Here is a 26340-nt window from a genome sequence, read left to right as displayed (position 1 = left end):
TCACAAACGCCCGTCACGGCCCAACCGTCTGACGCCCATGAATCAGCGGGCCTTGGTTCGTTTTTTAAAGCGAAGAGACAAGGGCCCTCAACGATGTTCGAGAGCCCCGATCGCTCAGGCAGCGCGGTAGGATGCGAGCCAATGTGCGTAGGGGGCAGGCAATGTCCAGGACGGACGCTCGACACCGAGCTTGCGCGCGGCTTGGTAGGGCCAATGCGGATTGGCGAGCATCGCTTTGCCGATCATAACCAGGTCAAGCTGCCCGCTTCGGATGAGTTCGTCCGCTTGCTCCGGCTGAGTGATGTTCCAACTTGCGGCACCGGGGAGGCCAGTGGCCTTGCGGACCTGATCGGCGTAAGGCGCGATGAACCCCGGGCCCCAGGGAATATTGGCGGCTGGGGTTGAGAAGCCGAGGCTGACGTCGATGAAGTCGAGGCCGGCCTTCTTGAATTTTCCGACGAGATCGATCGCGTCCTGCAGGGTTTCCTGGTCGCGACCGTCAAACTCGATGACGCCGAAGCGAGCCGTCAGCGGACGATCCTCGGGCCAGACCTCACGAACGGCCGCCAGCGTCTCGAGGAGGAAGCGTCCACGGTTATCGGCGCTGCCGCCATATTCGTCGTCTCGCTGGTTCGAATGCGGCGAGAAGAAGCTCTGGCCGAGATAGCCGTGAGCAAAATGCAACACGAGCCAGCGGAATCCGATGTCGCGCGCGTGGATCGCTGCAGCGACAAAATCGCCACGAACGCGATCTATGTCGGCCTTCGTCATGGCGCGCGGTACCTTGGCCAAGCCGCCGCCGAACGCGATGGCGGACGGTGCGATGGTTTCCCAGCCGCGCGGATCGCTATCGGCGATATGATCGTCGCCTTCCCAAGGGCGGTTTGCACTGGCCTTGCGGCCGGCGTGACCGATCTGGATCCCTGCGACCGCGCCCGCCTTTTCGATACCGGCGACAATCGGCCCAAAGGCCTCGGCCTGGACATCATTCCAAAGACCGGTGCAGCCCGGCGTGATACGCCCCTCCGGAGAGACAGCCGTGGCTTCGACATTGACAAGGCCAGCGCCACCGCGCGCCAAGCTTGTGAGATGGGCGGCGTGCCAGTCGTTCGGAACGCCATCAGTCGCGGAGTATTGACACATGGGGGATACCGCGATGCGGTTTCGGAGGATGACGCCTTTCAGCGTGAATTGGTCGAACAGGCTGGGCAATAGAATCTCCTTGAAATGAATATCAATCAACCGCACGGATCTGCCGACGCCGCTGGCGTAGGGGTTAATCCGCGCGCTCGATCCTTCGGGGTGTCTAGACGGCGCGGTAACGCGGTGCAGGTTCACCGGTCTGCGTCGCGGCGAACAGTGTGGATCGGGCCTGGTCGAACTTGTCCCAGAGACTGGCGTCGGCAACGGATGGCAGCGTGATATCTTCGCCCTTGTCGAAACCGGCCAGGGCGGCGTCGACCAGGTTTTCGGACGTCATGACGGTCGCCTGGTTGAGCGACGCCAGCGGCACGCCCGACAAATCCCAGAGTTCCGTCGCCGTGGCCGCCGGCATCACGAGCTGCAGGCGGACATTGGTCTCAGCCAGCTCCTGCTGCAGACCCCGGCTGAAGTTCATCACATAGCCCTTGGTGCCGCTGTAGATCGCGCTGATCGGCAGGGCATGAAAGGACAAGACCGAAGCGACGTTGATGATCGCGCCGTGGTTGCGGCTGAGGAATGCAGGCAGAACGGCGTGTGTCAGCCGCGTGAGCGCAGTGACGTTGAGCGCGATCATCGCGGCCGCGTCTTCCTCAGTAGTCTTGGCGACCGGAGCCAAGGTCGAGTTGCCGGCGTTGTTGACGAGGAGCGTGATCGCTGAATTTTCCTTCAGCACCTTTTCGACGCGGTTGACGTCGGCGTCTTTCGTTAGGTCGGCTTCCACGACCTCGACTTTCGTGCCGTGGGCAGCGCCGAGCTTGTCCGAGAGCGCCTTCAGACGATCGGCCCGCCGGGCGACGAGGATGAGGTCATACCCCTTTTCGGCGAGACGCGCGGCGTAGATGGCGCCGATGCCAGCGGAGGCGCCAGTGACGAGGGCGACGGGCTTGAGCGATGATGCAGACATGTCAAAATCCTATTTGGTTGAGTGCTCAAGTTTACGTATGGTCGCGATGTCCTCTTGTCAATGGATGAGCCCTCAACTATTTTAGTGAGATGGGTAAGAAACTTTCGATTGGCAATCTCGGAGAGGAACTGCGTGGGGGCAGGCTGAGTTCGCCCGAACTCCTGTCCGAACTTTTGTGCACCAACACCGCTCTTCGACGCGCGTCACGGCGACTAGGCCAACTCTATGACGATGCGGTAGCGCCAACCGGCCTGAAGGCCACCCAGGTCGGGCTTCTGACCCAGATAGCTGCGTTGCGCGAAGGCGGCCATCAATGGCCCACCCTGCAATCCCTGGCCGAGCGCCTTGCCGTCAGCATCTCTGCTTTGACCCACGCACTTCGCCCGCTGGTCCGGGACGGACTGGTCGGGCTCATGCCGGACGAACACGATGGCCGCACGAAGCATGCGACGCTGACGACGCATGGTGAACACCGTCTGCACGAGGCATTGGCCCTGTGGGCTGATGCCAATCAGCGCGTCGAGGTGGTGCTGGGTCCTTCCGCTTCTGCGCTTCGCGCGCTGGCCGATGACGTCGCCTCTCCGGAATTCCTGGAAGCTTATGAAGCTCGTCGCATGCTGCGAGGCTGACCGTGGGATGGGCGCGGCAGAGGATTCGGGCGATGAATTCGAACAAGCATGTTGAACCCGCAGTGCCTCGGACGGGCGCGCGCCGACAGCTCGCTAATTCCCTAAAGAAACCCGATCCATCGTCCGGCGATCACGGCGGCAATCCAGATGGCGGCAGACAGGGCGGCGGAGAAGCGCAGGCCAGGCCGGACCATGCCTAGGGAAAGCACCATTTTCCACCCTCGCCCGAGATGCACAATCGACAGGTTGAGAATGCCGAGGGCGATCAGCCCGAGCTTGGCAAGGAAGGCGGAATTGCCGGCATATTCGACCGCCCGGACGCTGAAGAGGCAGAAGCCGGTGACAATAGCCGCGGCAAGGCCGACGCCGGCGGCGCGTGACAGAAACGGCGCGACGATCTCAACCGGCACCTTGCGGAAGAAGCCGGCGAGCCTCAGATCGAGCGGCAGGATGGCGCCGAGCAAGAGGCCGATCGCCAGGATATGGGCTGCGTTGACGAACATGTAGAGTGTTCCGGAGCGCCGGAGCGCGACCGCAGGTGTCGTTGCCGACAGCCATTCGAGAATGTCGATCACAGCTCAGTTCGCCCAGAGGTCAGTTCGTCTTGATGCGGTCGGGATAGATATCGTAGCGCTTCTCGCCGATGGTGAGGCGCACCGCCTTCAGCCGCTTTTCTTTTGGATCCTGCGAACGGTTTCCAAGGGCCACCACCTGGTCGCCGGGCTTGGCCACACCTTCGACGAAACCGGAGCGTTCCGTCTGGCGCGGATTGCCGAGTTCGACGAGCCAGACGCCGTCATCGGCGGTGGCGATATCGAGCGTTGGATGCGGTCCGCCCATGGAGATCTTCTCGATGGTGCCGCGCAGTTCGATCTGATCCGCCTCGGCCCAGGACCAGCCGTGATGAGCAATTGCGCCGGTGGCGAAAGCCATCGAAAGCATGGCCGCAGCCACTAGAGTATTTCCGTTTTTCTTCGAACCACGGAAATGCTCTATCTTTTTGTTTTCACGCGATTCCGGACGCAAAACCGCTATGCACTTTTGCTGGAATTGCTCTAGCCGCCGTGCTGAAATTATAGACATGATATCCTCCCTACCACATGGGCAGGCAGGTGGAGCACCAAGTCTGGAAGAAAAGGGATTTCACCAAATCTTGAAGAAAGATGCGGGCGTCAGTTCACCCTGATGCTCAGGCGAGCAGCCGGGTGACTTCGGCGCTGTGCTTTGGGGCGATGGCATCGGCGATGGTGGTGGAGAACAGCACCTTGCGGGTGGCGTCCGCCACTTTGGCGAAGACGTGGCGGATCTGGCAGTTCTGTTCACCATCGCAATCGTCGCACCTTCTGTAGGCGGTGATCGACAGGCATGGAAGCGGAGCGAGCGGGCCGTCGATGATGCGCAGGATCTCGCCGAAGGTGATCGTATGGGCGGGCTTCAGCAGGAGATACCCACCCTGCTTACCGCGGCGGCTGGCGACGACGCCGTGATGTTTCAGGTCGAGCAGGATCTGTTCGAGGAACTTTTTCGGGATCTTTTGCTGCGCCGCGATATCGGAAATCATCACCGGTTCGTCGGCATCGGCATCAGCCAAGACCGTGAGCGCCCGTAGCGCATATTTCGCCTTTTGCGTAATCATTTTTGACCATCGACACACACAGGCAGTGCGAATCTCCGCACTGCTACGGAAGTACTTTCACCTCTATGGCACAACCAGCATGAACGGAATTTGAACGCGCCGGAGAAAGCCTTGAGAGACAAGCGTTTTGGCCTTGTTTTTTGTTCTCGGCCAAGCGCACTTAATCTATGCCAAAACCGCGCCTTCTGCACCATTTTCGGCATCACTTCAGATTTCGGATTGACAGGCTGCGTGTAACTCTACTATTTCTATAGACATTCGAGCTGCCGATGTGGATTTTCATCCGCAGGCGGCTGCTTTTCTGCATCGCGGCAGCTTCGGAGAGATATTTGCTCCTTCGGCCGCAGCTTTCGAAATCCCTTTTTCTGTCCGATCCATGCGTGAACTGCGATACTCCCGTTCAACAAAGGACAGGAATCTCATGACTGCTATCAATCCGATTGTAGAAGGCGGGCCGATTGCGGAAGAAGGGCCGATTGCGGAAGCCGAGGCGCTGAACGACAGACTGGCAGGCCTCGACCTAGCCGGACGTCTGTCGCTGGTCTCCGGCCTTGGCGGCCGCGTGGTGTTCACAACGTCACTCGGCATCGAGGATCAGGTGATCACCGCCGAGATCGGCACGCACCGCCTGCCGATCGATATCGCGACGCTGCAGACCGGCCGGCTGTTTGCCGAGACGCTGTCGCTGATCGAAGAGACCGAAAGCCAGTACGACATCCATATCCATCGCTTCGAGCCCGAGAAGGCCGATATCGACGCCTATGCGGCGCAATACGGCCTCAACGGTTTCTACGAGAGCGTCGAGGCCCGGCATGCCTGTTGCGGCGTGCGCAAGCTGAAGCCGCTTGCGCGTGCCCTCGAAGGTGCCGCTATCTGGATCACCGGCCTGCGCCGCGGCCAATCGGCCAACCGCGCCGAAACGCCCTTTGCCGAGTATGACGCCGAACGCCACCTGCTGAAGGTCAATCCGCTCGCCGACTGGGACCTGGAGGCGATCAAGGCCTTCGTTTCCGCAAACGGCGTGCCGGTCAATCCGCTGCATCAGCGCGGCTATCCCTCGATCGGCTGCGAGCCCTGCACGCGGGCGATCAAGCCTGGCGAGCCGGAACGCGCGGGCCGCTGGTGGTGGGAGCAGGACGAAACGCGCGAATGCGGCCTGCATGTCGCCGAAGAGGCCGCAGCGATCGCCGCACAGTAAATCACCCCACGGCTTTCCCAATCAGGGCGCGGCAACCGCCGCAGCCTTGGGAAAGTCAACATTCCCTGGGAAAGCCAACATTCCCGGGGAAAGCCAACATCAAGGAATTGCTTTGCGGGCACCCGCAAACGACCGATAGCCTGGAGTAAGACATGCCCGATAGCCGTCCGGATACGGAACTCAGCAATCCGCAGAGCGCCAAGGCGCCGCTCGACCCGCATCTGAAAGCGCTGGAAAACGAATCCATCCACATCTTCCGCGAGGTTGCGGCCGAATTCGAGCGTCCCGTCATGCTCTATTCGATCGGCAAGGATTCCTCGGTGCTGCTGCATCTGGCGCGCAAGGCCTTCTATCCCGGCCGCGTGCCTTTCCCGCTTTTGCATGTGAACACCGGCTGGAAATTTTCCGAGATGATCGCCTTCCGCGACGCGACCGCGAAGAAGTACGATCTCGATCTGATCGAGCACATCAATCCACGCGGCAAAGCCGAAAACATCACGCCGTTCACGCATGGATCGGCCGCCTTCACCGACATCATGAAGACCGAAGGGCTCCGCCAGGCGCTCGATGCCGGCCAGTTCGACGCCGCTTTCGGCGGTGCGCGGCGCGACGAGGAAGCCAGCCGCGCCAAGGAGCGCATCTATTCCTTCCGCACGCCCGACCATCGCTGGGATCCGCGCAACCAGCGCCCGGAACTCTGGAACATCTATAACGGCATGATCCGCAAGGGTGAGAGCGTGCGCGCCTTCCCGCTGTCGAACTGGACCGAGGTCGATATCTGGCGCTACATCCAGGCCGAGGACATTCCGCTGGTGCCGCTCTATTACGCCAAGAAGCGGCCGTTCGTGGAACGCGACGGCATGATGATCCTGGCCGAGGATCCGCGCCTGGAACTGCTGCCCGGCGAAGTCCGCCAGGAAGGCATGATCCGCTTCCGCACCCTCGGCGACTTCCCGCTGACCGGCGCCATCCGCTCACAGGCCACCACCCTCGAAGAGGTGATTGCCGAACTCGAAATCGCAACGGTGTCCGAACGCCAGGGCCGCGCCATCGATCGCGACCAGTCCGGCTCTATGGAAAAAAAGAAGCGTGAAGGATATTTCTGAGATGACCGCAGCCCAAACCGCCGTCTCGGCCGCAACCGTCGTCAACCTGCCCGCCGCCGAGCCGCTCAAGGCCGTGCGCGATACCAGGCCGCTGCGCCTGATTACCTGCGGCAGCGTCGATGACGGCAAGTCGACCCTGATCGGCCGCCTGCTCTGGGACACCAAGGCGGTCAAGGAAGACCAGGCCGCCACGTTGCAGCGCGATTCCACCGGCAAGCAGAACGACCTCGGCCTGCCCGACTTCGCCCTGCTGCTCGACGGCCTGCAGGCCGAGCGCGAACAGGGCATCACCATCGATGTCGCCTATCGCTATTTCTCGACCGACAAGCGCTCCTTCATCGTCGCCGACACGCCCGGCCATGAGCAATATACCCGCAACATGGCGACCGGCGCCTCGACCGCCGATCTTGCCATTCTGCTGATCGATGCGCGCTTCGGCATTCTGGAGCAGACCCGCCGTCACGCGACGATCGCCTCGCTGCTCGGCATCAAGCAGTTTGTGCTTGCCATCAACAAGATCGACCTGACGGGCTACGACCGCGCCGGCTTCGACAAGATCAGCCATGACTTCCGGGAATTTGCACTGTCGCTCGGCGTCAAGCAGATCACCGCCATTCCGATGTCGGCGCTGAAGGGCGAAAACGTCGTCTATTCCGGCCAGGCCGCCATGCCCTGGTATAGCGGCCCGACGCTGGTGGAAACGCTGGAGCTTGCCACCGTGCGCTCGTCGCAGACGGTCGGCTTCCGCCTGTCCGTCCAGCGCGTCTCGCGTCCCGGCGAAAGTTTCCGCGGCTATCAGGGCACGGTTGCCGGCGGTTCGGTCAAACCCGGCGACAGCGTCATGATCCTGCCGTCCGGCATGGTCGCCAACGTCTCGAAGATCGTCACCTTCGATCTCGTCCGTAATGCCGCCGTGGCCGGCGATGCGATCACGCTGGTGCTCGACCGCCAGGTGGATGTGGCGCGCGGCGACATGATCGTCTCGATCGACGCACAGCCGCAGGTCGGCCTTGCCTTCGACGCGCAGATCGTCGCGCTGCAGCCTGAGGGCATCGAGCCCGGCAAGCGTTACTGGCTGAAGAGCGGCAGCCGCCGCCAGCGTGTCCAGGTGCAGCCGCTCAGCCAGCTGGAACTGAAGACCGGTGCCTGGAACGCCGCCCAGCGGCTCTACATGAACGCCATCGGCAAAGTCCGGCTCGTCTTCGACGAAGCGGCGATCTTCGACCCCTATGAGCAGAACCGGCTTTCCGGCTCCTTCATCCTGATCGATCCGGAGACCAACAACACGGTCGCCGGCGGCATGGTGACCGGCAAGCGCACGGAACTCGGCGGCCTGCACAATGGCGAAGCCCGCGTCATCCTCTCGCTTCCGGCCGACCTTGCCGAACAGATCATGGCGAGTGAACTCTTCGCCAGCCGCAGCCATGAGGCCGAGGTGCGGCGCATGACGGCAGCAGAAGCCGCCGACCTCTGGTCGAGCGCTGCAAGCGATATCTGATAAGGATAAGGGGCCAGCAAGACTGGCCCCCTCACCGCAGCCGAATCCGCGGGCTGCAGAGCTGCTCAGAACCTGAGACTTTGCGATCAGGGCTCCGCATCCGCTTCCGGCCGATAGTATTGAAAAAGTCGAAAATCCGGGCTTAACGAAAAGTCGGTCAATTGGTGATTTGAGCGAATGTTGCCGCTCGATGCTGTTTCGCTTCCGCTATGCGGCCTCACGCTGCTTGAACGAAATTGGCTGGTCCCCCAGCTCATTTTTTTGAGTCGGCCTCTACGGCCGCCGAAAAAACAGAGTTTGCAGAAAACGGGCTTTTTCAGTTCGCGATTCGCTGTTTTCCGCTTGCCCGCGGGCCAAAGTGGGGCCATTCTTAGATCGGATCCTGGCGGTGCGGTAAAACGAGAGCTCAGGCCTTGCAGCGCTCAATTTCGACCTAGAAGCACTTAACGTGGCGCCTTTTCTCGACTGATCCCCGAGCGAGGAGGTTGTCCATGTCCACGCTCTATGTCGACTCCGCTACAACCGGGCGACCGGGTCCCGAACGTTGTGTTTGATGCGATCTCACGCGAGGGAAAGATCGCACTTGATGATTTTCGTGGCCGCAGCCCATTGTTGATCGGTTTGTTTCGAGGCCTGCATTGTCCGTTCTGCCGGCGCCATGTCGCGGCCATGGCATATCTCAACCCGGTGCTGCGTGAGAAAGGCGTCCAATCTCTGGCGGTGGTAAACACCCCGGTCGAACGCGCGCGGCTCTATTTCCGTTACCATCCGATGCCCGATCTTCTTGCTGCTTCCGACCCGGTACGGGCTTCGCACCAAGCCTTCGGCTTACGCGAGGTCGGGATCGACACGGCCATGGCGATACGGATCGATCTTCCGGGCGAGTTGCCCGAGCCTATGGGCGTGATGGCAATGGACGAATTTCTCAACAGGAAGGAAGGATATCAAATTACGGAAGCCGATCAGCAGATGATGACTGCCGACCATGGGCAGCTTGTCGGTCAGTTCCTAATCGACCGGGAGGGCATTGTACGCTGGAGCTTCACCGAAGTTCTGGAGGCTGGGCTCCAGACATTCCAGGCACCGAATTCCCAGGAATTGATGTCGGTCGCTTCCCAAGTCGTACATTAACAACGAAAAACTCGCTCGACGACCTACCGGGTGGTGCTCACGAGGGTATCCGATAAAGTCCTGAAAGGCGTCGCCGACGATGCGACGGGGCCGATGAGGGCTCCGCATCCGCTTCCGGCCCGAAGCGGTCAGATGGCTTTCCTCTAGACTTCAGCATTTCCGCGATCTACATTTGAGCCTCTGTAAGCCTGAAATTGTATCAGGTCTCAGCCCCTTCGCATCGCCCACCCTCACCATGTGCGGTTCGGGCCTGCGCTTCCCCCCATTCAACGTAATTTCACCGTGCAAGCGGGAGGAGTTTCCATGGCCAATGCCCAATGCGCCTGCGGCGCTCTGAGACTGATGCTCAGCGAGCCACCACAACTGACAGCTCTCTGCCACTGTTTGGCCTGCCAGCGCAGAACGGGTGCGCCGTTCAGCGCAAATGCTTTCTACTCGATCGGCTGCGTCGAAATATCTGGAACGTCTACAGAATTCATTCGTACTGCCGAGAGCGGTCGCAAGGTCCGAATGCATTTTTGCCCAACATGCGGCTCGACCGTCTATTGGAAGGCCGATGCTGCACCGTCCTGGATCGGGGTGGCGGTCGGTTCCCTTGCCGATCCGGCCTTCGTGTCACCTGCCCTATCAGTCTTCGAACAATCGAAACATAATTGGGTGCAGCTCGACGACGAGGTAGAGCACTTTCAAGGTTCGGTGTCCGGGTGACCGGCCAGACAAGTTCTCATGGCGCATTCCGGCCTCTCTCGGCCATAAGCGGTGCCCGGCGCAGAGGGCGATGTCCAGTGCTATAGGCTTTGGCTTGGCTTAGTCCGCCTTTTCCGAAGCGATCTCATTTCCTTCGTGAAGCGCAGCTCCGACGACCGGTGCGAGCCAAGGTTCACGTCGAATGTTCCACACTTCGACCATCGGGCTGATAGCGTAAGGCGCTTCATCAAGCGTCCCCAGAAACACTTCCACGCCGTCATCGAAGAGAAAGAAGAGCCGAGAACCACAGACAGGGCAGAAGGACCGTTTATCGAAAGTGCTGATTTCGCCGGACATCTGGAATTGCCGACGATGCCAATTTGCCGTTGCGGAGAAAGCGGAGCCCGTGATCTTTCTACACGTCTTGCAGTGGCACAACCCTGACTGATAGGGCTCGCCCCAGACCTCATAACGCACTGCATCGCACAGGCATCCACCCGTTCGTATTGCTTCGACTGGCATGTTCTCCTCCCGCCTGAAGTTGTGACGACCCACTAAAGACAACAGCGGCTGAGATATCAATGACGGCAATGGGCGCAAACCTGAACTCCGCCGGGCTGCGACCAGTTCAATGGCTGCCTTTGCCCCCTGCGGCCCCGGCCAACTGAGCGGACTACTTCACGAGAGCATTCTTCAGCGCATCGACGACGACGCGGATGGAGGGGACGTCTTTGATATCCGAATGGACAACCAGCCAGACCTCTCTTGTCAAAATATGTTCGGTCTCAATGCGCTGGAGACCGCTGGTGTCAAGGACGGCGAAATCGGGGAGCATGACGACGCCGGCGCCCAGCCTTGCGGTTGCAGCCTGAAACTCCAGAACGGATGACCGCACAGCGATCGGCCGGCCGGCGGCGAGTTCGATTAGCCGCAGCTGTTGCGGTGAGGCGTTCATGGTTTCGTCGTAACCGATGAAGGTCCAGTCCGACGGGGAAACCGTTTCGAGATAGCTCTTCGATGCGTAGAGATGGAAGCTGGTCTCGCCGAGCTTGACGATGGCGTAATCGCCGTCCTCGGGACGCGACATGCGCACGGCAATATCCGCCTCCCGCCTGTTCAGGGAGGCGAGGCGCTTTTCTCCGACAAGCGTGATCTCAACACCCGGATGGTCTCGCCTGACGGCCGCGATCGGCTTTGCCAGCAGCACGCTTGAGAGCGCGGGAGGCGCGCTGATCCTGACATGGCCACGCAATTCCGTGGCGCTGCTGCGGCCAAGCTGCTCGATTGCCGCAGTCTGCGCCGCGACAAGAGCGGCGTGCCTGGCAACCTGCTCTCCGTCCGAGGTTAAAATGATGCGCCTTCCGCGGCGGTCGACCAGCTTGCGTCCCAGACTGGCTTCAAGCGATGAAACGCGCCGGCTGATCGTCGCGTGTTCGACGCCGAGCTGCTTTGCTGCGCCAAGCAAGGTTCCGGACTGCGCCAGCGCCAGGAAATGCCGAAGGTCGTCCCAGTCGAGTTTTGTGAATTCTTTCCCAATCATTGTGAAACAATAGGGAATTTTCACACACCACGCCATCGCCTAATTTGTGCCCATGAAGGAGCACGAGAGATGACCGACCAAATCATATGGCTGAACGCCCCCGGTGATACCGCCCAGTTCCATGTTGAGGAGCATCACCAGTGTGAACCTCCCGGTCATGGCGAGATACAAATCCGTCACGAGGCGATCGGAACCAACTTTCTCGACGTCTATCACCGCAAGGGCCTCTATCCCATGCCTTCCTATCCCTCGGTGATCGGCGCCGAGGCGGCGGGCATCGTCGACGATGTCGGTCCCGGCGTCTCCATCTTCGAAAAGGGTGACCGCGTCGCCTATGGAGGGCCTCCGGTTGGCGCCTATCGCTCCACCAGGAATATTGCCGCCGAAAGGGCGATCAAGCTTCCGGATGCCGTTTCAGCGAAAACGGCAGCGAGTTCGCTGCTCAAAGGCATGACCGCCTACATGCTGCTGAAAAAGACCTATGATGTGCGTGCAGGAACCCAGGTTCTGATCCATGCGGCTGCGGGCGGGCTCGGGAGCATCCTCGTTCGCTGGGCCAGATCGCTCGATGCCACGGTGATCGGGACGGTCGGCTCTTCCGAAAAGGCCGCACTCGCCGCATCGTATGGAGCCGATCACCTTATTGTCGGACGAGACGCCGATATCGTCGCGGACGTGAAGCGGCTGACGAACGGGCTTGGTGTCGACGTCGCCTATGACGGGATCGGCGGTGACACGCTTCTCAAAAGCATACGCTCTGTCCGCCCATTCGGCATGGCTGTCACCATCGGCCAGGCCGCCGGTGCCATTCCACCGGTGCCTGTCGAGGAACTTCGCCCGGGCAAGGCGCTCTGCCATCCGAGCATCATGGCCTGGTGCGCTGACATCGGACAGTATCGCGAGGCTGCTCTGGCTGCCGTCGGGGCGATGGAAACCGGGATCGTTTCGCAGATCGGTGCCGAATATCGTTTGGCCGATGTTGCCAAGGCGCATGAAGAGATGGAAACCGGACGCTCGGCGGGCAGTATCCTGCTGATCCCTTGAAGAGCCAGAGAAACAGCGCCGGCAGAGTCCATGGATCGCTGTCGGCGCCTTTCAGTCCTCGGTGCGGGTTTCGACGCGCTTGGCCGGCACCATTTATCCATAAAATGGCATTATGTTATGTATTTCAGATATCTACAGCCATAGAACCTGTTGAGATAGGGTCCGCCATTGCGGTGGGCACTCGGCACAGGCCGACCGCTCTCCCGCAAAATGACGCCCGGCACCGCAGTCGGCGTCAATGACAGGGAAAGGTTCAAAGCTCTATGTCTGCCCATGAAAAACCACTGATCGCGATTGTCGGCGCAACGAGCAAACAGGGGCGCAGCGTTGCCACGACGCTCCTTGACAGCCAACGTTTCCGGGTGCGCGCTTTCACCCGGAAAAAGGATTCCCCTGAAGCTTTACGTCTGGAGAAACGCGGCGCTGAAATCGTCACCGTCCCTCTCGAACTTGGCCGTCAAAAGGACCTCGTTGCCGCCTTCAAAGGCGCGGATGGCGCATTTCTGATGACGCCGCCGATCGCCCCGCCGGAGACCATCGAGACCCCTCTCGGCCGACAACTGGCGGATGCCGCCGCTGAGGCCGGCGTCGGGCATATAGTTTTCAGCACGCTGGAGAATGTCGACAAGATCACCAGTGGCACGAAGTATGCGCCGCATTTTACCGACAAGGCACGCGTAGCAGACCACATTCGCGGCTTGCCGATCTCTCATTCCTTCGTCATGCTGGCATTCTTTTATACGAATCTGCTCGAATATTATGTGCCGCGCATGGAGGGCGATACGCTGCTCCTGCCGGTTTATCTTCCCGAAGATTTCCGAGCGCCTTTTGTCGATCCGCTGACCGCGACCGGGCCTGCCGTCCTCGAGATTTTCTCAAATCCCGAGCGTTACAACGGCAAAACCCTGCCGATCGTTGGCGACATCATTTCTCCGAGCGAGATGATCGAAACCTTTCAGCGCGTGACCGGCCTCAAGGCCGCGTATCGAAACGCTTTCACCCGGGATGGCCTGCTGCACTATTTTCCAGAATTTGCTGCCAACGAACTTCTCGTTCGAGAGCTTCTGGGGATGGTCGAATACGCTGTCGACTATGGCTATTTCGGCAAGGAGCACGACCTTGAATGGAGCCGTCGCCTGAACCCCGACACGCTCAACTGGGAACAATATCTCAAGACGACGGGGTGGCGTGGCGATAAGCGGTCTTTCGGACGTTGAAGCATGTCGCGCAAATGTGTGCAGCGGTTTTGCAATAACGATATGCTTGAAAACAAAGACTTACGATGGCCGGATTCCCGGCAATTTGGAAACCTCGGCGACAAGAAAGTCGACGAGAAGCCGAACGCGGGCAATGGCTGCACGCTCTGGAACGATCAGCAAGCTCACCGGAACCGGTAAGGGACGATAATCGCCAAGCACGACCTCGAGTTGACCGTCGTCCAGAAGATCGTGGACCAACCAGAGGTGTGCAGGACCAATGCCGCGACCGGCGGCAAAGGCTTCGCGCGCCGCAAGCCCGTGATCGACGCGCAGCTTGCCGCTGACGGGGATCATCAGGCTTCCGCCATCGGGAGAGGAAAGAACGAGCTGGTCGCTGCCGGCCACATTCGACATCACGACGGTTTCGTAGCGTGACAGATCGGCTGGGTGCTGCGGCCGTCCATGGACGGACAAATAGGTCGGAGCGCCCACCAGCAGCCGATGGCTTTCTCCGAGCGCATGAAGTTTCATCGCGCTGTCGGCGAGAGGCCCAAGACGGAGTGCGACATCGACGCCTTCGCGAACCAGGTCGATCCGCTCGTCCGTCAGGTTGAGGTCGACCCGAATGTCCGGATGCCTGTCCTGGAAATCGAAGATCAGGCGCGTGATGTGCATCACGCCGAGCGCTGCCGTACACGAAAGCCGAACAGCACCGGCAGGGGCCCGACGGGCATCTCGCGCTTCTTCGGCAGCCTGTTCGACCAGGCGCAATATCTGCAGGCAGTTGCTATAATAGCGGCTACCCTCGTCCGTGAGAGTCACGCGACGCGTGGTTCGGCTGAGAAGCGGTACGCCGACAGCCTCCTCAAGTTCATTGAGGTGCCGCGTCACGGTGGATTGACCGACACCCAGCTCTCTTGCGACCATCGACAGATTGCCGCGTTCGGCGACGCGAACGAAGGTGCGCATTCTGTCGAGAGACAGTCCCGTATTATCCATTCTTCAGCACATTGACTGTCATTCAGCCAATATAGGGAATAATCTGGACTGCGCCTAGTTCAGTGGCATTTCATTCGGCAGATCGTCTCGGCTTACCGCGTCGAGCCGCGCTAGCGCGTCGAGCCGCGCGGGATGATGGAGAAGCCGCAATCGACCTTGTCTTGGCCGGGCGGCTCGTCGCGGATGGCGCGTAGCAGCATGTCGGCGACGCGGTAGCCGATATCGTAGCGTGCAATTTGCACCGTCGTCAGCGTCGGCTGGGTGAAGGCCGAAAATTCCAGATCGTTGAAGCCGCAGATGCCGACATCCTCCGGCACGCGGATGCCGCGCACGGCGCATTCGATGAGCACGCCGAGCGCCAGATCGTCGCTTTGGGCAAAGACGGCATCGATATCCGGCACGCGCTGCAACAGGCGGGCAAACAATTCCCTGCCGAGGCCGGTGCTGCTTCCCTCATCTCCGCCAATGGCGAGATCGGGATCGAAACGGCTGGCTTCCCGCATCGCGGCCTCATAGCCTTCCTTCCGGCGACGCGAGCGAATATCCGTGCCGCGGCCGATGAAGCCGATCCTCTCATAGCCCCGCGACAGCAGGAAGCGGGTGGGTTCGGCGCCTGCCGCATGATGATCAAGGCCGACGACCAGCCGTGCCGGCTCCTGGCTGAGATCGGTGATATGGGCGATCGGACAGGTGGCGTTCTCGATCAGCGGCAGGAGATCACGATAGGATTCGGCGCCGGCAATGATGACGCCGGCCGGCTTCTGCGTCAGGAAGGATCTGAGCTCGCCGGCCTCGCCGTCGGCATGGTGGAGCGTATTGGAATATTGCACGCGGAATTCGGTGGCGCGCAAGCAATCCTCGATGCCGATCATCAGGCCGGCGAAGCCGTGCTGGTGCAAAGCGGGGGTGATGACGCCGATGATGCCGTTATGGCGACCGGCCAGCGCCCGGGCGGCAAGATTGGGGGTGTACCCCATCTCGTCTACCGTGCGCAGGATGGTCTGGCGCAGATCCTCCGAGACGATTTCAGGATTGCGAAGCGCACGCGAAATCGTGATGGGGCTGACCCCCACCTTCTTTGCCACATCGCTCAACTTCACATGCGCGCCGCGCCTGGCTTTCCGCCCCCGCTCCACTGATGCCCTCATCGCCCCTTATACGTCGCCCGCGAGACTCGCTTGCCCTCGAATCGCGGCCTTTACTTTCTGAAGAAGAAATAATTTAGAGTCTACTAACATTTTATATTCGCAACAGGATCCGGGAATATAACGTCCGGAAAGAGCAACAAGTTCGTCTGTCGGCAAATTACGGACGAATGCGGCGAACGGATCACCGCCTCCGGGAACACGTCCATTTATTTTCGAATGAAAACATCGCGGGGGACGCCAAGCGAGGCAAAATCAGGCCGGAATTTTTGAGACGCTCAAACGCTGGGTGAGCGAAGATTAGATTCCGGTCATATCTTACAAATCGGCAATATAAACATGATCAAACTTTAATTTGTAAATCCGCTTGCCGGGATCATATGAATCCCGAGCGCCAATTCTTCTCTTCCCCCCGGTCGTCGCCCCCCGCCGACTGCGCGTTCCCAAGAGGAATTGGCGCCAAACGCCACCCGACGCCAGGTCCCAGGACATGGAACCACGACGCCATCTAAGCCAACGCTCTCGCAATGGACCACCGTCCAAGGGATCACCACCCATGTCACACATCCTCCGCAACCATCGCACCGCAGCCCTTGTCGGGGCCGCCATCATCGCCGGCGCAGCCTGCCTGCCCCTCGCCCTCAACGCCTCCAATGCCGTTGCTGCGCCTTCGGATAACGGCGGCATTCTCGCCCCCAACGGCTCCTTCGCTTCCATCGTCGAAGCCGACAAGCCTGCGGTCGTCACCATCACCACGACGATGAAGGCGACCGATGTCAGCGCCGACCAGGAATCGCCGATGGACGAGCAGTTCCGCCAGTTCTTCGAGGATCAGGGCATCCCGCTGCCGCGCCAGGCACCGCAAAAGCGGCCTTCGCAGCAGGCGATGGCGCTCGGTTCCGGCTTCATCATCAGCCGCGACGGGGTGATCGTCACCAACAACCATGTCATCGACAATGCCGTCGATATCAAGGTGACGCTGGATGACGGCACGGAACTGCCGGCCAAGCTGATCGGCACCGATCCGAAATCCGATGTCGCCGTGCTGAAGATAGAGGCGGGCAAGCCGCTGCAGACTATCGCCTGGGGCGATTCCGACAGGCTGAAGCTCGGCGACCAGATTCTGGCGATCGGCAACCCCTTCGGCATCGGCACCACGGTGACGGCAGGCATCGTCTCGGCGCGCGGCCGCGACCTGCACAGCGGGCCTTATGACGATTTCATCCAGATCGACGCGCCGATCAACCATGGCAATTCCGGAGGACCGCTGGTCGACCGCAGCGGCAATGTCGTCGGCATCAACACCGCCATCTATTCGCCGAACGGCGGCAGCGTCGGCGTCGGTTTCGCCATTCCCTCCGACGAGGCCAAGGCGATCGTCGCCAAGCTGCAGAAGGACGGCTCGATCGATCACGGCTATCTCGGCGTGCAGATCCAGCCGGTCACCAAGGATGTCGCCGATGCCGTCGGCCTCGATAAGACCGGCGGCGCGCTGGTTGCCGCCGTCACCGCCGATACGCCGGCCGCCCATGCCGGCCTGAAGCCCGGCGATATCGTTACGTCAGTCGGCGGCGAGAGCGTCAAGACGCCGAAAGACCTGTCGCGCCTGGTCGCCGACCTTTCGCCGGGCGCGAAAAAATCCCTCAGCGTCTGGCGCGACGGCAAGACGATCGATCTCAACGTCACCGTCGGCACCAATGAGGAAGGCCAGAAACAGGCGGCGGCCGAAAGCCCCGACGCTCAAGATCAGAGCTCCGGCCAGCCGAGCCTCGGCATCGGCCTCGCCGATCTGACGCCCGATGTGCGCCAGCAGCTCAACCTGCCGCGCTCGATCAACGGTGCGGTGGTCGCCAAGGTCGCCCCGGACAAGTCAGCGGCTGCCGCCGGCATCCAGTCCGGCGATGTCATCGTCTCGGTGAATGACAGACCTGTTCATAACGCCCGCGACGTCAAGACCGCAATTGCCGATGCCGGCAAGGCCGGCCGCAAGTCGGTGCTGCTGCTCGTCGAACGCGATGGCAACAAGACCTTTGTCGCCGTGCCGTTTGGGGCGGCGTGACGGTCGCCCGAGCTTTGCTGCAAACAGGAAAGCCTGCCTGACGCGGGCTTTTCGACCGATCTGGCGGAAAGGCCTTGAAGGCAAGCACCGCCACTCGGCAAAATCAATAGGGCGCTGTCCGTCCCTCTATTTCCTGCTCAGGGAGATTTCAGCTTCGTTGTCTTTGCGCGCAGGCGGGATTTGCCTTTTTGGTGGTTTGCCTCTTGCTGCTCTACCGCATGGGAGTGGTTGCGTTGCGCGGCCTCCAATTGCTGCCGCGTCGGGAGATCATGGTCGTAGGTGGAAGCGCTGAATGCCGTCGCATTATCGAATGGACCTTTGTGTGGACGCGCCAGACCATAGGCTTGGTTATCGGCGCTATCGATCCCCTCCTCCGCTGACGATGACCGCGCTTGACGAGCCTGCGTTATCAGATCGTCCGCAGTTGGGCTTAAGGTTGCGATTTTCCGCAAGAAGGCGATGATTTTGCTCTTCCCGGCCCTGTCCTTTCGATTGGCATGGATCGCGGACATGTCTTCTTCCTTGTTCGTCATGTTATCGGGACGATCGATCCGGGGGCGCTGGCGACATCGCAGCAGGCCTGTTCACGGGATCTCGAGCAATCGTTCAGGCAGCCTGGTTTTGGGAAAGCGGTAAGCTGGCGGCCGCAGCGATGCGTCCGCACGCCCGGACGCCGTATACCGCGCGATCCGATAGGCTTTCACCGGGGCGCCGCCGTCATCCTGCCATCGGGCAAAGGAGCCGTCCTCCGTCGCCTGCGGAAGCGGGCCGGAACTCAACTGAGTCGCGAGATACATTTTCAGCGCCGATTTTAACGCGGCCTCATCGACGATCCCCATTTGGAAACAATGAATGAGGAAACTTGTGGCGGTGATCTCACCCTCATCGGCCGCATGGGTTTCGCCGCCGCGAAATCCGACCTTTCGCAGAATACGATCCAGCATTCTCAAATTGTCGATATCGAAAAACTGATCTGATGTGGAAGACATGGCGTCCTCCTTCGTTGGGGCTAGGGTTCACTGGCGCCAGATTACTGTCGCGCCCCAAGCAGCGGTGCCCGTATCGTGCCCGCCGATAAATTAGCTTGCGCTTATTGCCAGCTGACCGCAACCTCATTCGGCGGTAGCCATTGATAATGGCGGGGCGGAACCCATTTTAGAGAGAGGAGGATACGCATCATGCAGTTCAACGGTGAAGCGACCCTCACAAAGCCGTCGGCACTGGCGGTTTCGGAACGGCGTGCGCTCATAGATCACCTCAGAGAGGTGATCGCAGGCCTGGCTCACGGGCTGGCCGCCGACGGATTGCTGGACCTTGTGCCGCCTCTGCTTGAGATAAACAAAGTCCTCCGCGATATGACGGACGAAATTTCGCGTGCGGATCCGGTCTATTCCGACGGGATCATCACTGGTACGGTGCGCTTGATCAAGACGTCGCAGGCTTTGCTTGATGACCGGGTCATCGTGCAGACGATCCATTAAGACCTGCCGACAGTCGGGTATGGCGGCAGGCTGAATGCCAACCATTGGCATCAAGATGCCCGTTCCGGCCAGCCGTGCATCGACAATCATCGCCGGGTCCGAAGTCCGCACAGCGGCTCCCGCCCACTTCCAAGGATCAACCGCAATGGCACTTATCTTTCCCAACAGAAGCCGCAGCTTCGATGAAGCGCGAAAAGGTGTCCGCTTCACCGGCTATGACGGCATGTTCGAAGTCAGGTTTCTGGTCGAAGAGGCAGCGCTTGGCAGCGCGATCACCCAGAACTCCTCCGAGGCCGCCTATCTCAATGCCTTTGATGCGGCGCGCTCTGCCATTCAGGAGGCCGCATCGAGAGCCTATCAGCATCGACGCGGAAACAACTTCACGCTCACGGCCGCAGATTTTCGCTGATCGCGAGAAGGAGCGTGCGGCCGGTGAACTGAAACGGCCACCATCCTGCTACTGCCGGATGAGACAGGGGAAGCAAAGCATATGGTTTCCACACGATACCGCCCGAAAGACCTGAAGTTGGCGCGTCGCCATATCGTGAAGGCGGCGCATCGCGTTGCCGATCAGGAAATGCTGATCAAGAAACTATTGCGCAAAGGTAGACCCTCCGGATCGGCCTATGCGCTGCTCAGCAGGCTCTACGACGATCAACGGCGGAAGCTCGATCGGCTGAAACTGATCGAAGCGATGGTTGAGGTAGAAGGGCAATTGTGTGTGGACGTGCCCAGCAATCCTGGCCCCTCCGCGCCCCCCTTTGCGATCGTGCACAGCAGCGGGATCTCTCTACCGGACCGGCAACCCGCCACGCCTTGTAGCGCAGATGTTTGGCGCCCATATGTGGTGTAGTGGCAGCTTGTGAACGGGCGCTGCTTCCCGGGGTTATTACCCGGCCCCAACCAAAGGAGGGCATGATGTCTTCCACGGTAAACATCCATTCGTGGAAACGCCTGGCTCAGCATATCGGCAGGCTCCGGTACATCGACTTTCTCGTGAAATCGACACCAGCAATCTGTCTGGTCTTTATCGTCTATATCATCTTCAAGGATGTCTTCTGGTAGGCGCTGCAAGACTGTTGCGGCGAGCCAAGACGCTATGCTGCCGATCAAATGAAGGGCTGAAACGCTGACGGAATTGGATAACGCGATGCAACTGCGAGAAATGGGTCAACAAGACTGCCTCGCCTTTCTGGCAGGCCACACCCGTGGCCACCTGGCATGCCTGGGCGAAAAATATCCCTATATCGTTCCCATTCAGTATGCCTATGAAAAAGACCGACTTTTCATATTTTCCATGCCGGGCCTGAAGATTGATCTATTGCGGGCCCATTCACCGGCCTGCGTTCAGGTTGAAGAATTCGGCGAAAACCGAACGTGGAAGAGCGTGCTTGTTCAGGGCACCTATGATGAGCTGACCGATACGCCGGCCCGGCATGACGAACGCCTCCACGCCTGGTCTCTCCTGCAGAAGCAACCATTCTGGTGGGAACCCGGATCGCTTGCCTTAAACTCGGAAAGCGAAGACGGCCCTGCTCCATCCATATTCTTCGGTATTTCGATTGAGATGGTATCGGGGAGGCAAGTAGTTTAACATGCGGGCGTTCAGACTCGCCGCGCCTTAATCCTTGATTGGCAAGGGTGCGCTGCTGCATGATATATGGAACTCCAGACAGACACCTCCAGCTAAACGCTGTCCGATACCAGCCTTTCCCATAGGGGCGCGGATTGCTTGATGCATCCTACCAAACGTGGCGAGCTGAAACGCAGCACTGCGTTCAATGCCACGCGACCACTCATAGGGAAAACGATGACAGACGCACCTGAGAATGAAGCGCTTTTCAATATCACCGGACACTATGTGCAGGAATTGAAGGCCGTTCTTCAAAGCGAGAGCATTGTCGAAGGCACCGACTACGAAAACAGCGCCTTTAACGAAAAACGACGGAACGAAGGACTGCACCTGCTGCGATTCCACAAGACCGGCACGGCAGCGCAGGCAACGCAGATCTGGGAAAAACATATGACGGCCCGAGCGCATCGATAAAACGGCACGAAGCCAATTCTTCGACCGATGCCGGCTTGGCTCGTTCCGGAGCCGATAGAGTATGATGCCGAAAAGTGTGAGCGGCTTTCGGACGACACCATGCTCTCGCTCTTTAATTGAGACCAGGATTCAGATTTTAGGCCGACCCGGCCTAAATTATCCTGTTCCAGTGCTGACGCGCGGCGACATGAACTGATGTCCGGCGCAACATTGCCTTGAAAGGAAAAATCATGACCAACGACACAACCAAAAAGGCCCAGCCCGCCAAAGCGGCCGTGGCTGACGGCCCCTACGACGTCATCTATTTCGCGAAGAAACACCGCATTTCCAACGAGGATGCCAAGGACATCATCGAAAAGCACGGCGCCAATCGCAAAGAGGCGGACAAGGCGGGCCGGCGTATCAGCGTCTAATGCGTGTCGCGCAAAAGTGTACAGCGGTTTTGCGACAACGGCATGCGTAAAAACAAAGACTTAGGGCCAAGAGCGAATCTGAAAGATCGCGACGCGCTTTAGGGCAGAAAATAGCCTCGCAGGCGTTCAAATCCTGAAGTCTTTATTTGATGCATGTCCTTGCCCCAAAACCGCTGTACGGTTTTGGGCGAGATGCAGCAGCCTCTATAGCCTTTGCATCTGCTAGCGATGCCACGATGCAACAGCAACGGACGAATTAACCCTACTGGCTTACCTTAATATCAGCATGCGCTTGAATACGTCGGCTCCTATGCCATCGTAGCGTCACGATAAGACTTCTGGTTCGTGAAGCAGCTCGCCGGAACCGTGGCCCGCCTTTCCGGGGAGAGGCCGGCTTTCCTTTACAGGGGCCGAGCTCAATCAAATGGAGGGTGTGCCATGAACAACGTCTTGGAATTTCGTCCAAAATGCCCGCATGCCGAAAACCTGTCCGACTGCCGGGAAGCCCTTGAACCTGCCGTGATGAAGATCGTCAGCGACGCCATCGGCAGGGGATACACGGCAGCGGAAGCCGCCATGGTGGTTGCCGACATCGCCGATGACTACATCCTCATGCTCTCGCGGCAACCACGCTATTGATAGGTGTTTCGGGCGCGCGGCTGTACCTTCTTGAGCCATCGCAGGTGCTGGGCTCGGCACGGATCGCTGCGTCTTTGCAGGTTTGGATCTTTCAACAGGCCGGGTGACGGCCGACAAAAATGCCTTCGCCCGCTGCCGAGAGCCGGGAGCAAAGCCCTTCCGTGAGACGCTTGCATCAAGTGGACCGCGCAGCAACTGCAGGGGTAGCAGTGGTACAGGAGACGAGACCTGCCGCGCGATCCGCCGGCAAAACCCCTGATGTTGCCGGAAGTTCCCCGGCAGAAATGTGACGCCACGATCCCGGAAATTCCGCCTGGGGATCATCGACAACCTGCCCGGGCACGTTGCGACCGTCACACCGATAAGCTCCCGCCGGGCGAAAACCGACAGGCACATCACAACGCCAACGAAAAACCCCGCCGGAGCGGGGCTTTCAGCAGGTCCAAGTGGAGCAAGCCGAACATTCGGCCGACGTTTTAAACAAAATCGATCATTTCAAAATCCGGCAAAAGCACCTCTTTCGCGAGCGTTCACGGCGCTGCTCTGTTCCGCTCAATCTTTGAATCATTGTCGTAATGTGGCGTGTAATGGCCACTTGCGACGTGCCCCCTCCCCGCCTAACGCCACCTTGGCTGGCGCGGCGGAGCATTGGCCTGGATTTCATGGAGCGGCGCCCGCGACCCGAGAAGTTTCTTCAGCTTCTTCTCCTCGGCAGAGCCGATGCCAAACTTGCGGCAATGCTCCGCAACATCGTGCTCTCGCGGGCCGGGAATGCGAACTTGGCGGTTGTCCATACTCTTCATGTCTGTTTCCTCCTGAGAGGAAAACCAGCAAGGTGCGGATTTGTTCGTTAGCGAAGTCTAAAATTTAGGGTTTTGTTTTGCGTCGGTTTGCAGCGAGTGAGAAACGCCGGTCTGCTGGCGCCAGGCGCTCGCAACGAGATCAATGGGTTTCTGCCTTCCTAAACGTAGCCCTGAAGAGCGCCTGTCTTCCTCTCCAAGGATTACAGATCGAGCCGATCAATTGATCTTCAACCAATGCCGAAGTGCCGCCACCGCGCCATCGCTCGCATAGGCAATGGTGCCGCCGATCGTCAGTCCGGCAAAGGCAATCAACCCGGATATCCCGTAGCCGATCGTCTTCATCCGTTTCCACTCTTCAAGCGCCGGCCCCACCGCCTCCTGGTTCTTCTCGACGGTCTCCTTGAGGGTTCTGATTTCCTCGCGGATCAGCGCATCCGCGCCGCCGCTGATTGCCACCCGGGTATCGAGATGGGCGATCTGCCTGGCCTGCTCGTCGAGCCGCTTGTGGATCACGGCGCGGCTATCATGGGCGTTGGTCTTTTCGTCGCTGACCTCATTGCGTAGAAGTGCCACGTTTTCCTCGATGCCGGTCAGCCTGCCCTCGACGCGCCCGAGGGCGCGCAGGATATCGTCATTGGATGTCATCTCTTTCGGTGCTCTGTCGTGGGATGGAACGTTTTCAGCCTGGGGATGTTGAGTCTTCGGGTTCGCGAAGAGGCGTATGCATGCAGCAAAACAGCTCTATAGATCTGACGCGAGGCGCCCATGAGAATGCTATTGATGATCATCATCGGGGTAATGGTCGCCTCGATCCTGAGCATCCTGGTGATCAAGCCGTTCGATCAAGGCGGCAAGAGCGAAACGCCGCCGCCGGTCATCCAGCAGCCGGAGCCGAAGTGACGATGTCGAAGGGCTCTTCGTTGGCTCCGCCTATGGATTGAATTTCACCTTCTCGGATTGGGGAATGCCGGTGGCGACGCGGTCGATCACGGCGCCGTAGGGATGAACGCCATCCGGCGTGACGCTCGGGCGGACGATGGAGCCGACCGGCAGCACCGTGGAGCGCGGGATCGAAATGGTGATCGTATTGCCGGAGATGCTGCCGATCGACGTGATCGACAGGCGGGCAAGGCCATCCGGCCCGGCATAGGTGCTGATCTCCTGCTCCGGCCCGAAAATGCTGGCATCCGCCACTTCGATCGTCGTGTAGGTCGCAACCCCGTCCGTGCCCGACTGCACGGTCACCACCGTGCTCGACAGCTCCAGCATACCGGGCCAGACGCCATCCCTTTCACCGGAGACCCAGGCCGCATAGGTATCGATAGCATCGTCGCAGCAGGCGGAGGTCTTCGCCAGGATCGGCGCGCAGCCGCCATTTGCCCGAAGCATCCGTACCGTCCGCCGGCCAGGTGTTGTTGGCGGAAAAGCTCTGATACGAGGCCCTGAGATAGAGGTCGTTGGCGGTGATCGTGCCGGTCGCGGGCGATGTCGCCGATCCGGCGAAATTATAGGTGAAGCTGTTCGGCCCGGTGACCGTGATCACCACATTGCCGTTATACTCCGTCTGCGTAGCGCCGGAGATCGACACCGTCTGGCCGGTCGTAAGCCCATTGATGCCCGAGGCGATCGTTGCCGTGACGACGGTGCCGACCGATGTCAGGGTGACCGTGCGGGTGGATACGGTGCGGCCGAGCGGCGGCAAGGCGACGATTTTAACGCCGGGGTAGCGCGCCCGAAGCCTGGTGATCAAGCTTCTGTAGTTGGTGTTGAAGAACTGCGTGTAGGTGGCGGCCGTATCGTTCTGCCCCATCTGGTTGGCGATGACGGTGAACGGCTTCTTGTTGTTGTTGAAGGCGGTGATTTCGTCGAGAACGGCCCAGCGCCGGGTCGCGATCGCAGCCCCGGTGCCGGTGAGCTCGCGCACCGAACCGTTTCCCGGCATGCCAATCATCAGATGCGGAATGCGGCCGATGCCGCCATCCCTGTCGAGCCAGCGGCGAAACCAGCCGAGATTGCCGCGCGCATCGGCAGCCGGGGAAAACTGCTGGCGCGCTTCACCCAGGCTGTCGACGACAGCAAGTGCGACCGGCCTTCCATCCCAATCGCCCTTGGCGACCATGAAGTCAGGCCCATAATATTGTGGCTGGGTGACGGTCGCGTAGTTGGAGTCGAGTGCGGCCGTGCTGTCGGCAAGCGGGGTGTCCTTGAAGGCGAGCAGCGTGGCGAGATCGCCGGCACCCCAGACGCGCTCGCCGCGGTGCTTCTGGATGCGATAGACCGGCCAGATCTTCTCGCCGACGGTGGTATGATAAAACAGCCAGATTTCGATTTCGCTTTCCGAGGCGACATCGGGAATGGTCAGTTCGTCCGTCCAGGCGCCATTCGTCTGATCCGCGACCGTCACCGTGTTCAAGCCGGCGAAGGTGCATTGGTAGAAGACGCCGGCCGCCCTGATGAACATCGCATCGGCAACGACGGAATTGCCCGGCGTGCCGATCGTGCCGGTAACGACCGTTTCCTGCGGCGCGTTTCCACCTTCCGTCGAGGCAAAGCCCGAGAGGTGAAAGCGGAAGGTCCTGGTCCTGTACTGCGGCGTGTTGACGACGACCTTGGTGCAGACATAATTCGTGCCGGATGCAGCGGTGACGATACTGCCTGATGGCATGCGGTTGCGGGTCGCGAAGAATATGTAGCGGTCAGGGTCTCCGCCGGCTCCGCCTCCACCGCTCAGCATCGGGCTCGTCAGGGCAAGCGAAATGGCGTTCATCATTGGCGTGTTCCATATCTGCTGGTGAGGTCGTCGTAGAATTGAATGGTGCGCCCCTGGCGGGCGTTGGCGCGGTTGAGCGCCTGGCGCTCGCGGGCGAGGATGGCGATGACAGGCTCGCCTTCGACAACAGGCGCATGCGCTTCCTGGCGGCGGAGATCGTCCGGCAACGGCGGCAGAGCGATGCCGGCCGCCGCCTGCCCCTTCGTCAC

32 protein-coding genes and 1 pseudogene are annotated in these 26340 nt (G+C 60.1%); 18 read left to right on the top strand and 15 right to left on the bottom strand.

Going from position 1 to position 26340, the window contains the following annotated elements:
* Positions 1-114: 114 nt before the first annotated feature.
* Both AC2444_RS04395 and AC2444_RS04390 read right to left on the bottom strand, forming a co-directional pair.
* Complete coding sequence (locus tag AC2444_RS04395; protein WP_012756546.1) at positions 115-1212, bottom strand: NADH:flavin oxidoreductase/NADH oxidase; 1098 nt, start codon at positions 1210-1212, stop codon at positions 115-117.
* Between the two features lie 94 nt (positions 1213-1306).
* Positions 1307-2107 carry an SDR family NAD(P)-dependent oxidoreductase gene (locus AC2444_RS04390; protein ID WP_012756545.1) on the bottom strand — a complete coding sequence of 267 codons (801 nt, stop codon included), beginning with the start codon at positions 2105-2107 and terminating at the stop codon, positions 1307-1309.
* An 89-nt stretch (positions 2108-2196) separates the two neighbouring features.
* Here AC2444_RS04390 and AC2444_RS04385 point away from each other — a divergent pair, with 89 nt between their 5' ends.
* A complete protein-coding gene (locus tag AC2444_RS04385; protein ID WP_012756544.1) occupies positions 2197-2736 on the top strand; it encodes a MarR family winged helix-turn-helix transcriptional regulator in 540 nt (179 codons plus the stop codon).
* Between the two features lie 101 nt (positions 2737-2837).
* Here the strand turns inward: AC2444_RS04385 and AC2444_RS04380 are convergent, their stop codons facing one another.
* From AC2444_RS04380 to AC2444_RS04370, 3 genes are all read right to left on the bottom strand, one after another.
* Entirely contained in the window at positions 2838-3311 is a 474-nt protein-coding gene (locus AC2444_RS04380; RefSeq protein WP_012756543.1) for a DUF6644 family protein, read from the bottom strand.
* 19 nt (positions 3312-3330) lie between these two features.
* Positions 3331-3678: a DUF6152 family protein gene (locus AC2444_RS04375; protein ID WP_050563535.1), complete on the bottom strand. Its 348-nt coding sequence runs from the start codon at positions 3676-3678 to the stop codon at positions 3331-3333.
* Positions 3679-3925: 247 nt separating this feature from the next.
* Positions 3926-4372, bottom strand: coding sequence for an RrF2 family transcriptional regulator (locus AC2444_RS04370; RefSeq protein WP_012756541.1), 447 nt, complete (start codon positions 4370-4372; stop codon positions 3926-3928).
* Positions 4373-4793: 421 nt separating this feature from the next.
* On the opposite strand from AC2444_RS04370, the gene AC2444_RS04365 reads away from it, so the two are divergent.
* The 5 genes from AC2444_RS04365 (at position 4794) to AC2444_RS04345 (ending at position 10013) form a co-directional block, all read left to right on the top strand.
* Positions 4794-5570: a phosphoadenylyl-sulfate reductase gene (locus AC2444_RS04365; protein WP_012756540.1), complete on the top strand. Its 777-nt coding sequence runs from the start codon at positions 4794-4796 to the stop codon at positions 5568-5570.
* Positions 5571-5722: 152 nt separating this feature from the next.
* On the top strand, positions 5723-6676 hold the full coding sequence (gene cysD / locus AC2444_RS04360) for a sulfate adenylyltransferase subunit CysD (protein WP_012756539.1): 954 nt from the start codon (positions 5723-5725) through the stop codon (positions 6674-6676).
* A gap of 1 nt (position 6677) precedes the next feature.
* Positions 6678-8174: a sulfate adenylyltransferase subunit CysN gene (cysN, locus tag AC2444_RS04355; protein ID WP_012756538.1), complete on the top strand. Its 1497-nt coding sequence runs from the start codon at positions 6678-6680 to the stop codon at positions 8172-8174.
* 504 nt (positions 8175-8678) lie between these two features.
* Positions 8679-9305 (top strand): peroxiredoxin-like family protein, encoded by a 627-nt coding sequence (locus AC2444_RS04350; protein ID WP_128449125.1) that lies wholly within the window; start codon positions 8679-8681, stop codon positions 9303-9305.
* Positions 9306-9608: 303 nt separating this feature from the next.
* Positions 9609-10013 carry a GFA family protein gene (locus AC2444_RS04345; protein ID WP_012756536.1) on the top strand — a complete coding sequence of 135 codons (405 nt, stop codon included), beginning with the start codon at positions 9609-9611 and terminating at the stop codon, positions 10011-10013.
* Between the two features lie 99 nt (positions 10014-10112).
* Here the strand turns inward: AC2444_RS04345 and AC2444_RS04340 are convergent, their stop codons facing one another.
* On the bottom strand, positions 10113-10514 hold the full coding sequence (locus AC2444_RS04340; RefSeq protein ID WP_012756535.1) for a GFA family protein: 402 nt from the start codon (positions 10512-10514) through the stop codon (positions 10113-10115).
* A gap of 151 nt (positions 10515-10665) precedes the next feature.
* Complete coding sequence (locus AC2444_RS04335; RefSeq protein WP_041935479.1) at positions 10666-11532, bottom strand: LysR family transcriptional regulator; 867 nt, start codon at positions 11530-11532, stop codon at positions 10666-10668.
* A 69-nt stretch (positions 11533-11601) separates the two neighbouring features.
* On the opposite strand from AC2444_RS04335, the gene AC2444_RS04330 reads away from it, so the two are divergent.
* Together AC2444_RS04330 and AC2444_RS04325 are read left to right on the top strand one after the other, a co-directional pair.
* A complete protein-coding gene (locus AC2444_RS04330) occupies positions 11602-12576 on the top strand; it encodes a quinone oxidoreductase family protein (protein ID WP_012756533.1) in 975 nt (324 codons plus the stop codon).
* Positions 12577-12839: 263 nt separating this feature from the next.
* On the top strand, positions 12840-13793 hold the full coding sequence (locus tag AC2444_RS04325) for an NmrA/HSCARG family protein (protein ID WP_012756532.1): 954 nt from the start codon (positions 12840-12842) through the stop codon (positions 13791-13793).
* A 60-nt stretch (positions 13794-13853) separates the two neighbouring features.
* Here AC2444_RS04325 and AC2444_RS04320 read toward each other — a convergent pair whose 3' ends face one another.
* Positions 13854-14774 carry a LysR family transcriptional regulator gene (locus AC2444_RS04320; protein ID WP_012756531.1) on the bottom strand — a complete coding sequence of 307 codons (921 nt, stop codon included), beginning with the start codon at positions 14772-14774 and terminating at the stop codon, positions 13854-13856.
* A gap of 110 nt (positions 14775-14884) precedes the next feature.
* Positions 14885-15922, bottom strand: coding sequence for a LacI family DNA-binding transcriptional regulator (locus AC2444_RS04315; protein ID WP_041935478.1), 1038 nt, complete (start codon positions 15920-15922; stop codon positions 14885-14887).
* A 553-nt stretch (positions 15923-16475) separates the two neighbouring features.
* Here AC2444_RS04315 and AC2444_RS04310 point away from each other — a divergent pair.
* Positions 16476-17978: a DegQ family serine endoprotease gene (locus tag AC2444_RS04310; protein WP_012756529.1), complete on the top strand. Its 1503-nt coding sequence runs from the start codon at positions 16476-16478 to the stop codon at positions 17976-17978.
* A gap of 137 nt (positions 17979-18115) precedes the next feature.
* On the opposite strand, the gene AC2444_RS04305 is transcribed toward AC2444_RS04310, so the two are convergent.
* Both AC2444_RS04305 and AC2444_RS04300 read right to left on the bottom strand, forming a co-directional pair.
* Positions 18116-18490 (bottom strand): hypothetical protein, encoded by a 375-nt coding sequence (locus tag AC2444_RS04305; RefSeq protein ID WP_012756528.1) that lies wholly within the window; start codon positions 18488-18490, stop codon positions 18116-18118.
* 72 nt (positions 18491-18562) lie between these two features.
* Positions 18563-18967 carry a hypothetical protein gene (locus AC2444_RS04300; RefSeq protein WP_012756527.1) on the bottom strand — a complete coding sequence of 135 codons (405 nt, stop codon included), beginning with the start codon at positions 18965-18967 and terminating at the stop codon, positions 18563-18565.
* A gap of 189 nt (positions 18968-19156) precedes the next feature.
* Here AC2444_RS04300 and AC2444_RS04295 point away from each other — a divergent pair, with 189 nt between their 5' ends.
* From AC2444_RS04295 to AC2444_RS04260, 8 genes are all read left to right on the top strand, one after another.
* Positions 19157-19459: a hypothetical protein gene (locus tag AC2444_RS04295; RefSeq protein WP_012756526.1), complete on the top strand. Its 303-nt coding sequence runs from the start codon at positions 19157-19159 to the stop codon at positions 19457-19459.
* A 145-nt stretch (positions 19460-19604) separates the two neighbouring features.
* Positions 19605-19868: a DUF1488 family protein gene (locus AC2444_RS04290; RefSeq protein ID WP_012756525.1), complete on the top strand. Its 264-nt coding sequence runs from the start codon at positions 19605-19607 to the stop codon at positions 19866-19868.
* 81 nt (positions 19869-19949) lie between these two features.
* A complete protein-coding gene (locus tag AC2444_RS04285; protein ID WP_012756524.1) occupies positions 19950-20312 on the top strand; it encodes a hypothetical protein in 363 nt (120 codons plus the stop codon).
* Positions 20313-20374: 62 nt separating this feature from the next.
* Positions 20375-20524, top strand: coding sequence for a hypothetical protein (locus tag AC2444_RS04280; protein WP_222077609.1), 150 nt, complete (start codon positions 20375-20377; stop codon positions 20522-20524).
* An 85-nt stretch (positions 20525-20609) separates the two neighbouring features.
* Positions 20610-21053, top strand: a complete 444-nt coding sequence (locus tag AC2444_RS04275) for a pyridoxamine 5'-phosphate oxidase family protein (protein WP_012756522.1) — start codon at positions 20610-20612, stop codon at positions 21051-21053.
* 216 nt (positions 21054-21269) lie between these two features.
* On the top strand, positions 21270-21506 hold the full coding sequence (locus AC2444_RS04270; protein ID WP_017959490.1) for a hypothetical protein: 237 nt from the start codon (positions 21270-21272) through the stop codon (positions 21504-21506).
* Between the two features lie 230 nt (positions 21507-21736).
* Complete coding sequence (locus AC2444_RS04265; RefSeq protein ID WP_012756520.1) at positions 21737-21919, top strand: DUF3606 domain-containing protein; 183 nt, start codon at positions 21737-21739, stop codon at positions 21917-21919.
* Positions 21920-22357: 438 nt separating this feature from the next.
* On the top strand, positions 22358-22558 hold the full coding sequence (locus AC2444_RS04260; RefSeq protein ID WP_012756519.1) for a hypothetical protein: 201 nt from the start codon (positions 22358-22360) through the stop codon (positions 22556-22558).
* 617 nt (positions 22559-23175) lie between these two features.
* Here the strand turns inward: AC2444_RS04260 and AC2444_RS04255 are convergent.
* On the bottom strand, positions 23176-23361 hold the full coding sequence (locus AC2444_RS04255; protein ID WP_012756518.1) for a hypothetical protein: 186 nt from the start codon (positions 23359-23361) through the stop codon (positions 23176-23178).
* A 216-nt stretch (positions 23362-23577) separates the two neighbouring features.
* On the bottom strand, positions 23578-24006 hold the full coding sequence (locus AC2444_RS04250; protein WP_012756517.1) for a hypothetical protein: 429 nt from the start codon (positions 24004-24006) through the stop codon (positions 23578-23580).
* A 120-nt stretch (positions 24007-24126) separates the two neighbouring features.
* Between AC2444_RS04250 and AC2444_RS04245 the strand changes: the two genes are divergently transcribed.
* Complete coding sequence (locus AC2444_RS04245) at positions 24127-24261, top strand: hypothetical protein (RefSeq protein ID WP_012756516.1); 135 nt, start codon at positions 24127-24129, stop codon at positions 24259-24261.
* 30 nt (positions 24262-24291) lie between these two features.
* Here AC2444_RS04245 and AC2444_RS04240 read toward each other — a convergent pair.
* Together AC2444_RS04240 and AC2444_RS04235 are read right to left on the bottom strand one after the other, a co-directional pair.
* Positions 24292-26131: pseudogene (locus AC2444_RS04240) on the bottom strand (SGNH/GDSL hydrolase family protein).
* On the bottom strand, positions 26128-26340 hold the full coding sequence (locus tag AC2444_RS04235; RefSeq protein ID WP_012756515.1) for a hypothetical protein: 213 nt from the start codon (positions 26338-26340) through the stop codon (positions 26128-26130). The pseudogene AC2444_RS04240 and the gene AC2444_RS04235 overlap by 4 nt, the downstream one beginning before the upstream one ends.

The organism is Rhizobium sp. WSM1328 (assembly GCF_057653715.1).
Note: the sequence above shows the minus strand (reverse complement) of the source record. Positions and strands in the feature narration are given on the sequence as shown.

Excerpts from the sequence above, each read along its gene's own strand:
- AC2444_RS04390 (WP_012756545.1), bottom strand. The coding sequence starts at position 2,107 with ATGTCTGCATCATCGCTCAAGCCCGTCGCCCTCGTCACTGGCGCCTCC.
- AC2444_RS04385 (WP_012756544.1), top strand. The coding sequence starts at position 2,197 with ATGGGTAAGAAACTTTCGATTGGCAATCTCGGAGAGGAACTGCGTGGG.
- AC2444_RS04375 (WP_050563535.1), bottom strand. The coding sequence starts at position 3,678 with ATGCTTTCGATGGCTTTCGCCACCGGCGCAATTGCTCATCACGGCTGG.
- AC2444_RS04370 (WP_012756541.1), bottom strand. The coding sequence starts at position 4,372 with ATGATTACGCAAAAGGCGAAATATGCGCTACGGGCGCTCACGGTCTTG.
- AC2444_RS04365 (WP_012756540.1), top strand. The coding sequence starts at position 4,794 with ATGACTGCTATCAATCCGATTGTAGAAGGCGGGCCGATTGCGGAAGAA.
- cysD (WP_012756539.1), top strand. The coding sequence starts at position 5,723 with ATGCCCGATAGCCGTCCGGATACGGAACTCAGCAATCCGCAGAGCGCC.
- cysN (WP_012756538.1), top strand. The coding sequence starts at position 6,678 with ATGACCGCAGCCCAAACCGCCGTCTCGGCCGCAACCGTCGTCAACCTG.
- AC2444_RS04350 (WP_128449125.1), top strand. The coding sequence starts at position 8,679 with ATGTCGACTCCGCTACAACCGGGCGACCGGGTCCCGAACGTTGTGTTT.
- AC2444_RS04345 (WP_012756536.1), top strand. The coding sequence starts at position 9,609 with ATGGCCAATGCCCAATGCGCCTGCGGCGCTCTGAGACTGATGCTCAGC.
- AC2444_RS04340 (WP_012756535.1), bottom strand. The coding sequence starts at position 10,514 with ATGCCAGTCGAAGCAATACGAACGGGTGGATGCCTGTGCGATGCAGTG.
- AC2444_RS04335 (WP_041935479.1), bottom strand. The coding sequence starts at position 11,532 with ATGATTGGGAAAGAATTCACAAAACTCGACTGGGACGACCTTCGGCAT.
- AC2444_RS04330 (WP_012756533.1), top strand. The coding sequence starts at position 11,602 with ATGACCGACCAAATCATATGGCTGAACGCCCCCGGTGATACCGCCCAG.
- AC2444_RS04325 (WP_012756532.1), top strand. The coding sequence starts at position 12,840 with ATGTCTGCCCATGAAAAACCACTGATCGCGATTGTCGGCGCAACGAGC.
- AC2444_RS04320 (WP_012756531.1), bottom strand. The coding sequence starts at position 14,774 with ATGGATAATACGGGACTGTCTCTCGACAGAATGCGCACCTTCGTTCGC.
- AC2444_RS04315 (WP_041935478.1), bottom strand. The coding sequence starts at position 15,922 with ATGAGGGCATCAGTGGAGCGGGGGCGGAAAGCCAGGCGCGGCGCGCAT.
- AC2444_RS04310 (WP_012756529.1), top strand. The coding sequence starts at position 16,476 with ATGTCACACATCCTCCGCAACCATCGCACCGCAGCCCTTGTCGGGGCC.
- AC2444_RS04305 (WP_012756528.1), bottom strand. The coding sequence starts at position 18,490 with ATGTCCGCGATCCATGCCAATCGAAAGGACAGGGCCGGGAAGAGCAAA.
- AC2444_RS04300 (WP_012756527.1), bottom strand. The coding sequence starts at position 18,967 with ATGTCTTCCACATCAGATCAGTTTTTCGATATCGACAATTTGAGAATG.
- AC2444_RS04295 (WP_012756526.1), top strand. The coding sequence starts at position 19,157 with ATGCAGTTCAACGGTGAAGCGACCCTCACAAAGCCGTCGGCACTGGCG.
- AC2444_RS04290 (WP_012756525.1), top strand. The coding sequence starts at position 19,605 with ATGGCACTTATCTTTCCCAACAGAAGCCGCAGCTTCGATGAAGCGCGA.
- AC2444_RS04285 (WP_012756524.1), top strand. The coding sequence starts at position 19,950 with ATGGTTTCCACACGATACCGCCCGAAAGACCTGAAGTTGGCGCGTCGC.
- AC2444_RS04280 (WP_222077609.1), top strand. The coding sequence starts at position 20,375 with ATGATGTCTTCCACGGTAAACATCCATTCGTGGAAACGCCTGGCTCAG.
- AC2444_RS04275 (WP_012756522.1), top strand. The coding sequence starts at position 20,610 with ATGCAACTGCGAGAAATGGGTCAACAAGACTGCCTCGCCTTTCTGGCA.
- AC2444_RS04270 (WP_017959490.1), top strand. The coding sequence starts at position 21,270 with ATGACAGACGCACCTGAGAATGAAGCGCTTTTCAATATCACCGGACAC.
- AC2444_RS04265 (WP_012756520.1), top strand. The coding sequence starts at position 21,737 with ATGACCAACGACACAACCAAAAAGGCCCAGCCCGCCAAAGCGGCCGTG.
- AC2444_RS04260 (WP_012756519.1), top strand. The coding sequence starts at position 22,358 with ATGAACAACGTCTTGGAATTTCGTCCAAAATGCCCGCATGCCGAAAAC.
- AC2444_RS04255 (WP_012756518.1), bottom strand. The coding sequence starts at position 23,361 with ATGAAGAGTATGGACAACCGCCAAGTTCGCATTCCCGGCCCGCGAGAG.
- AC2444_RS04250 (WP_012756517.1), bottom strand. The coding sequence starts at position 24,006 with ATGACATCCAATGACGATATCCTGCGCGCCCTCGGGCGCGTCGAGGGC.
- AC2444_RS04245 (WP_012756516.1), top strand. The coding sequence starts at position 24,127 with ATGAGAATGCTATTGATGATCATCATCGGGGTAATGGTCGCCTCGATC.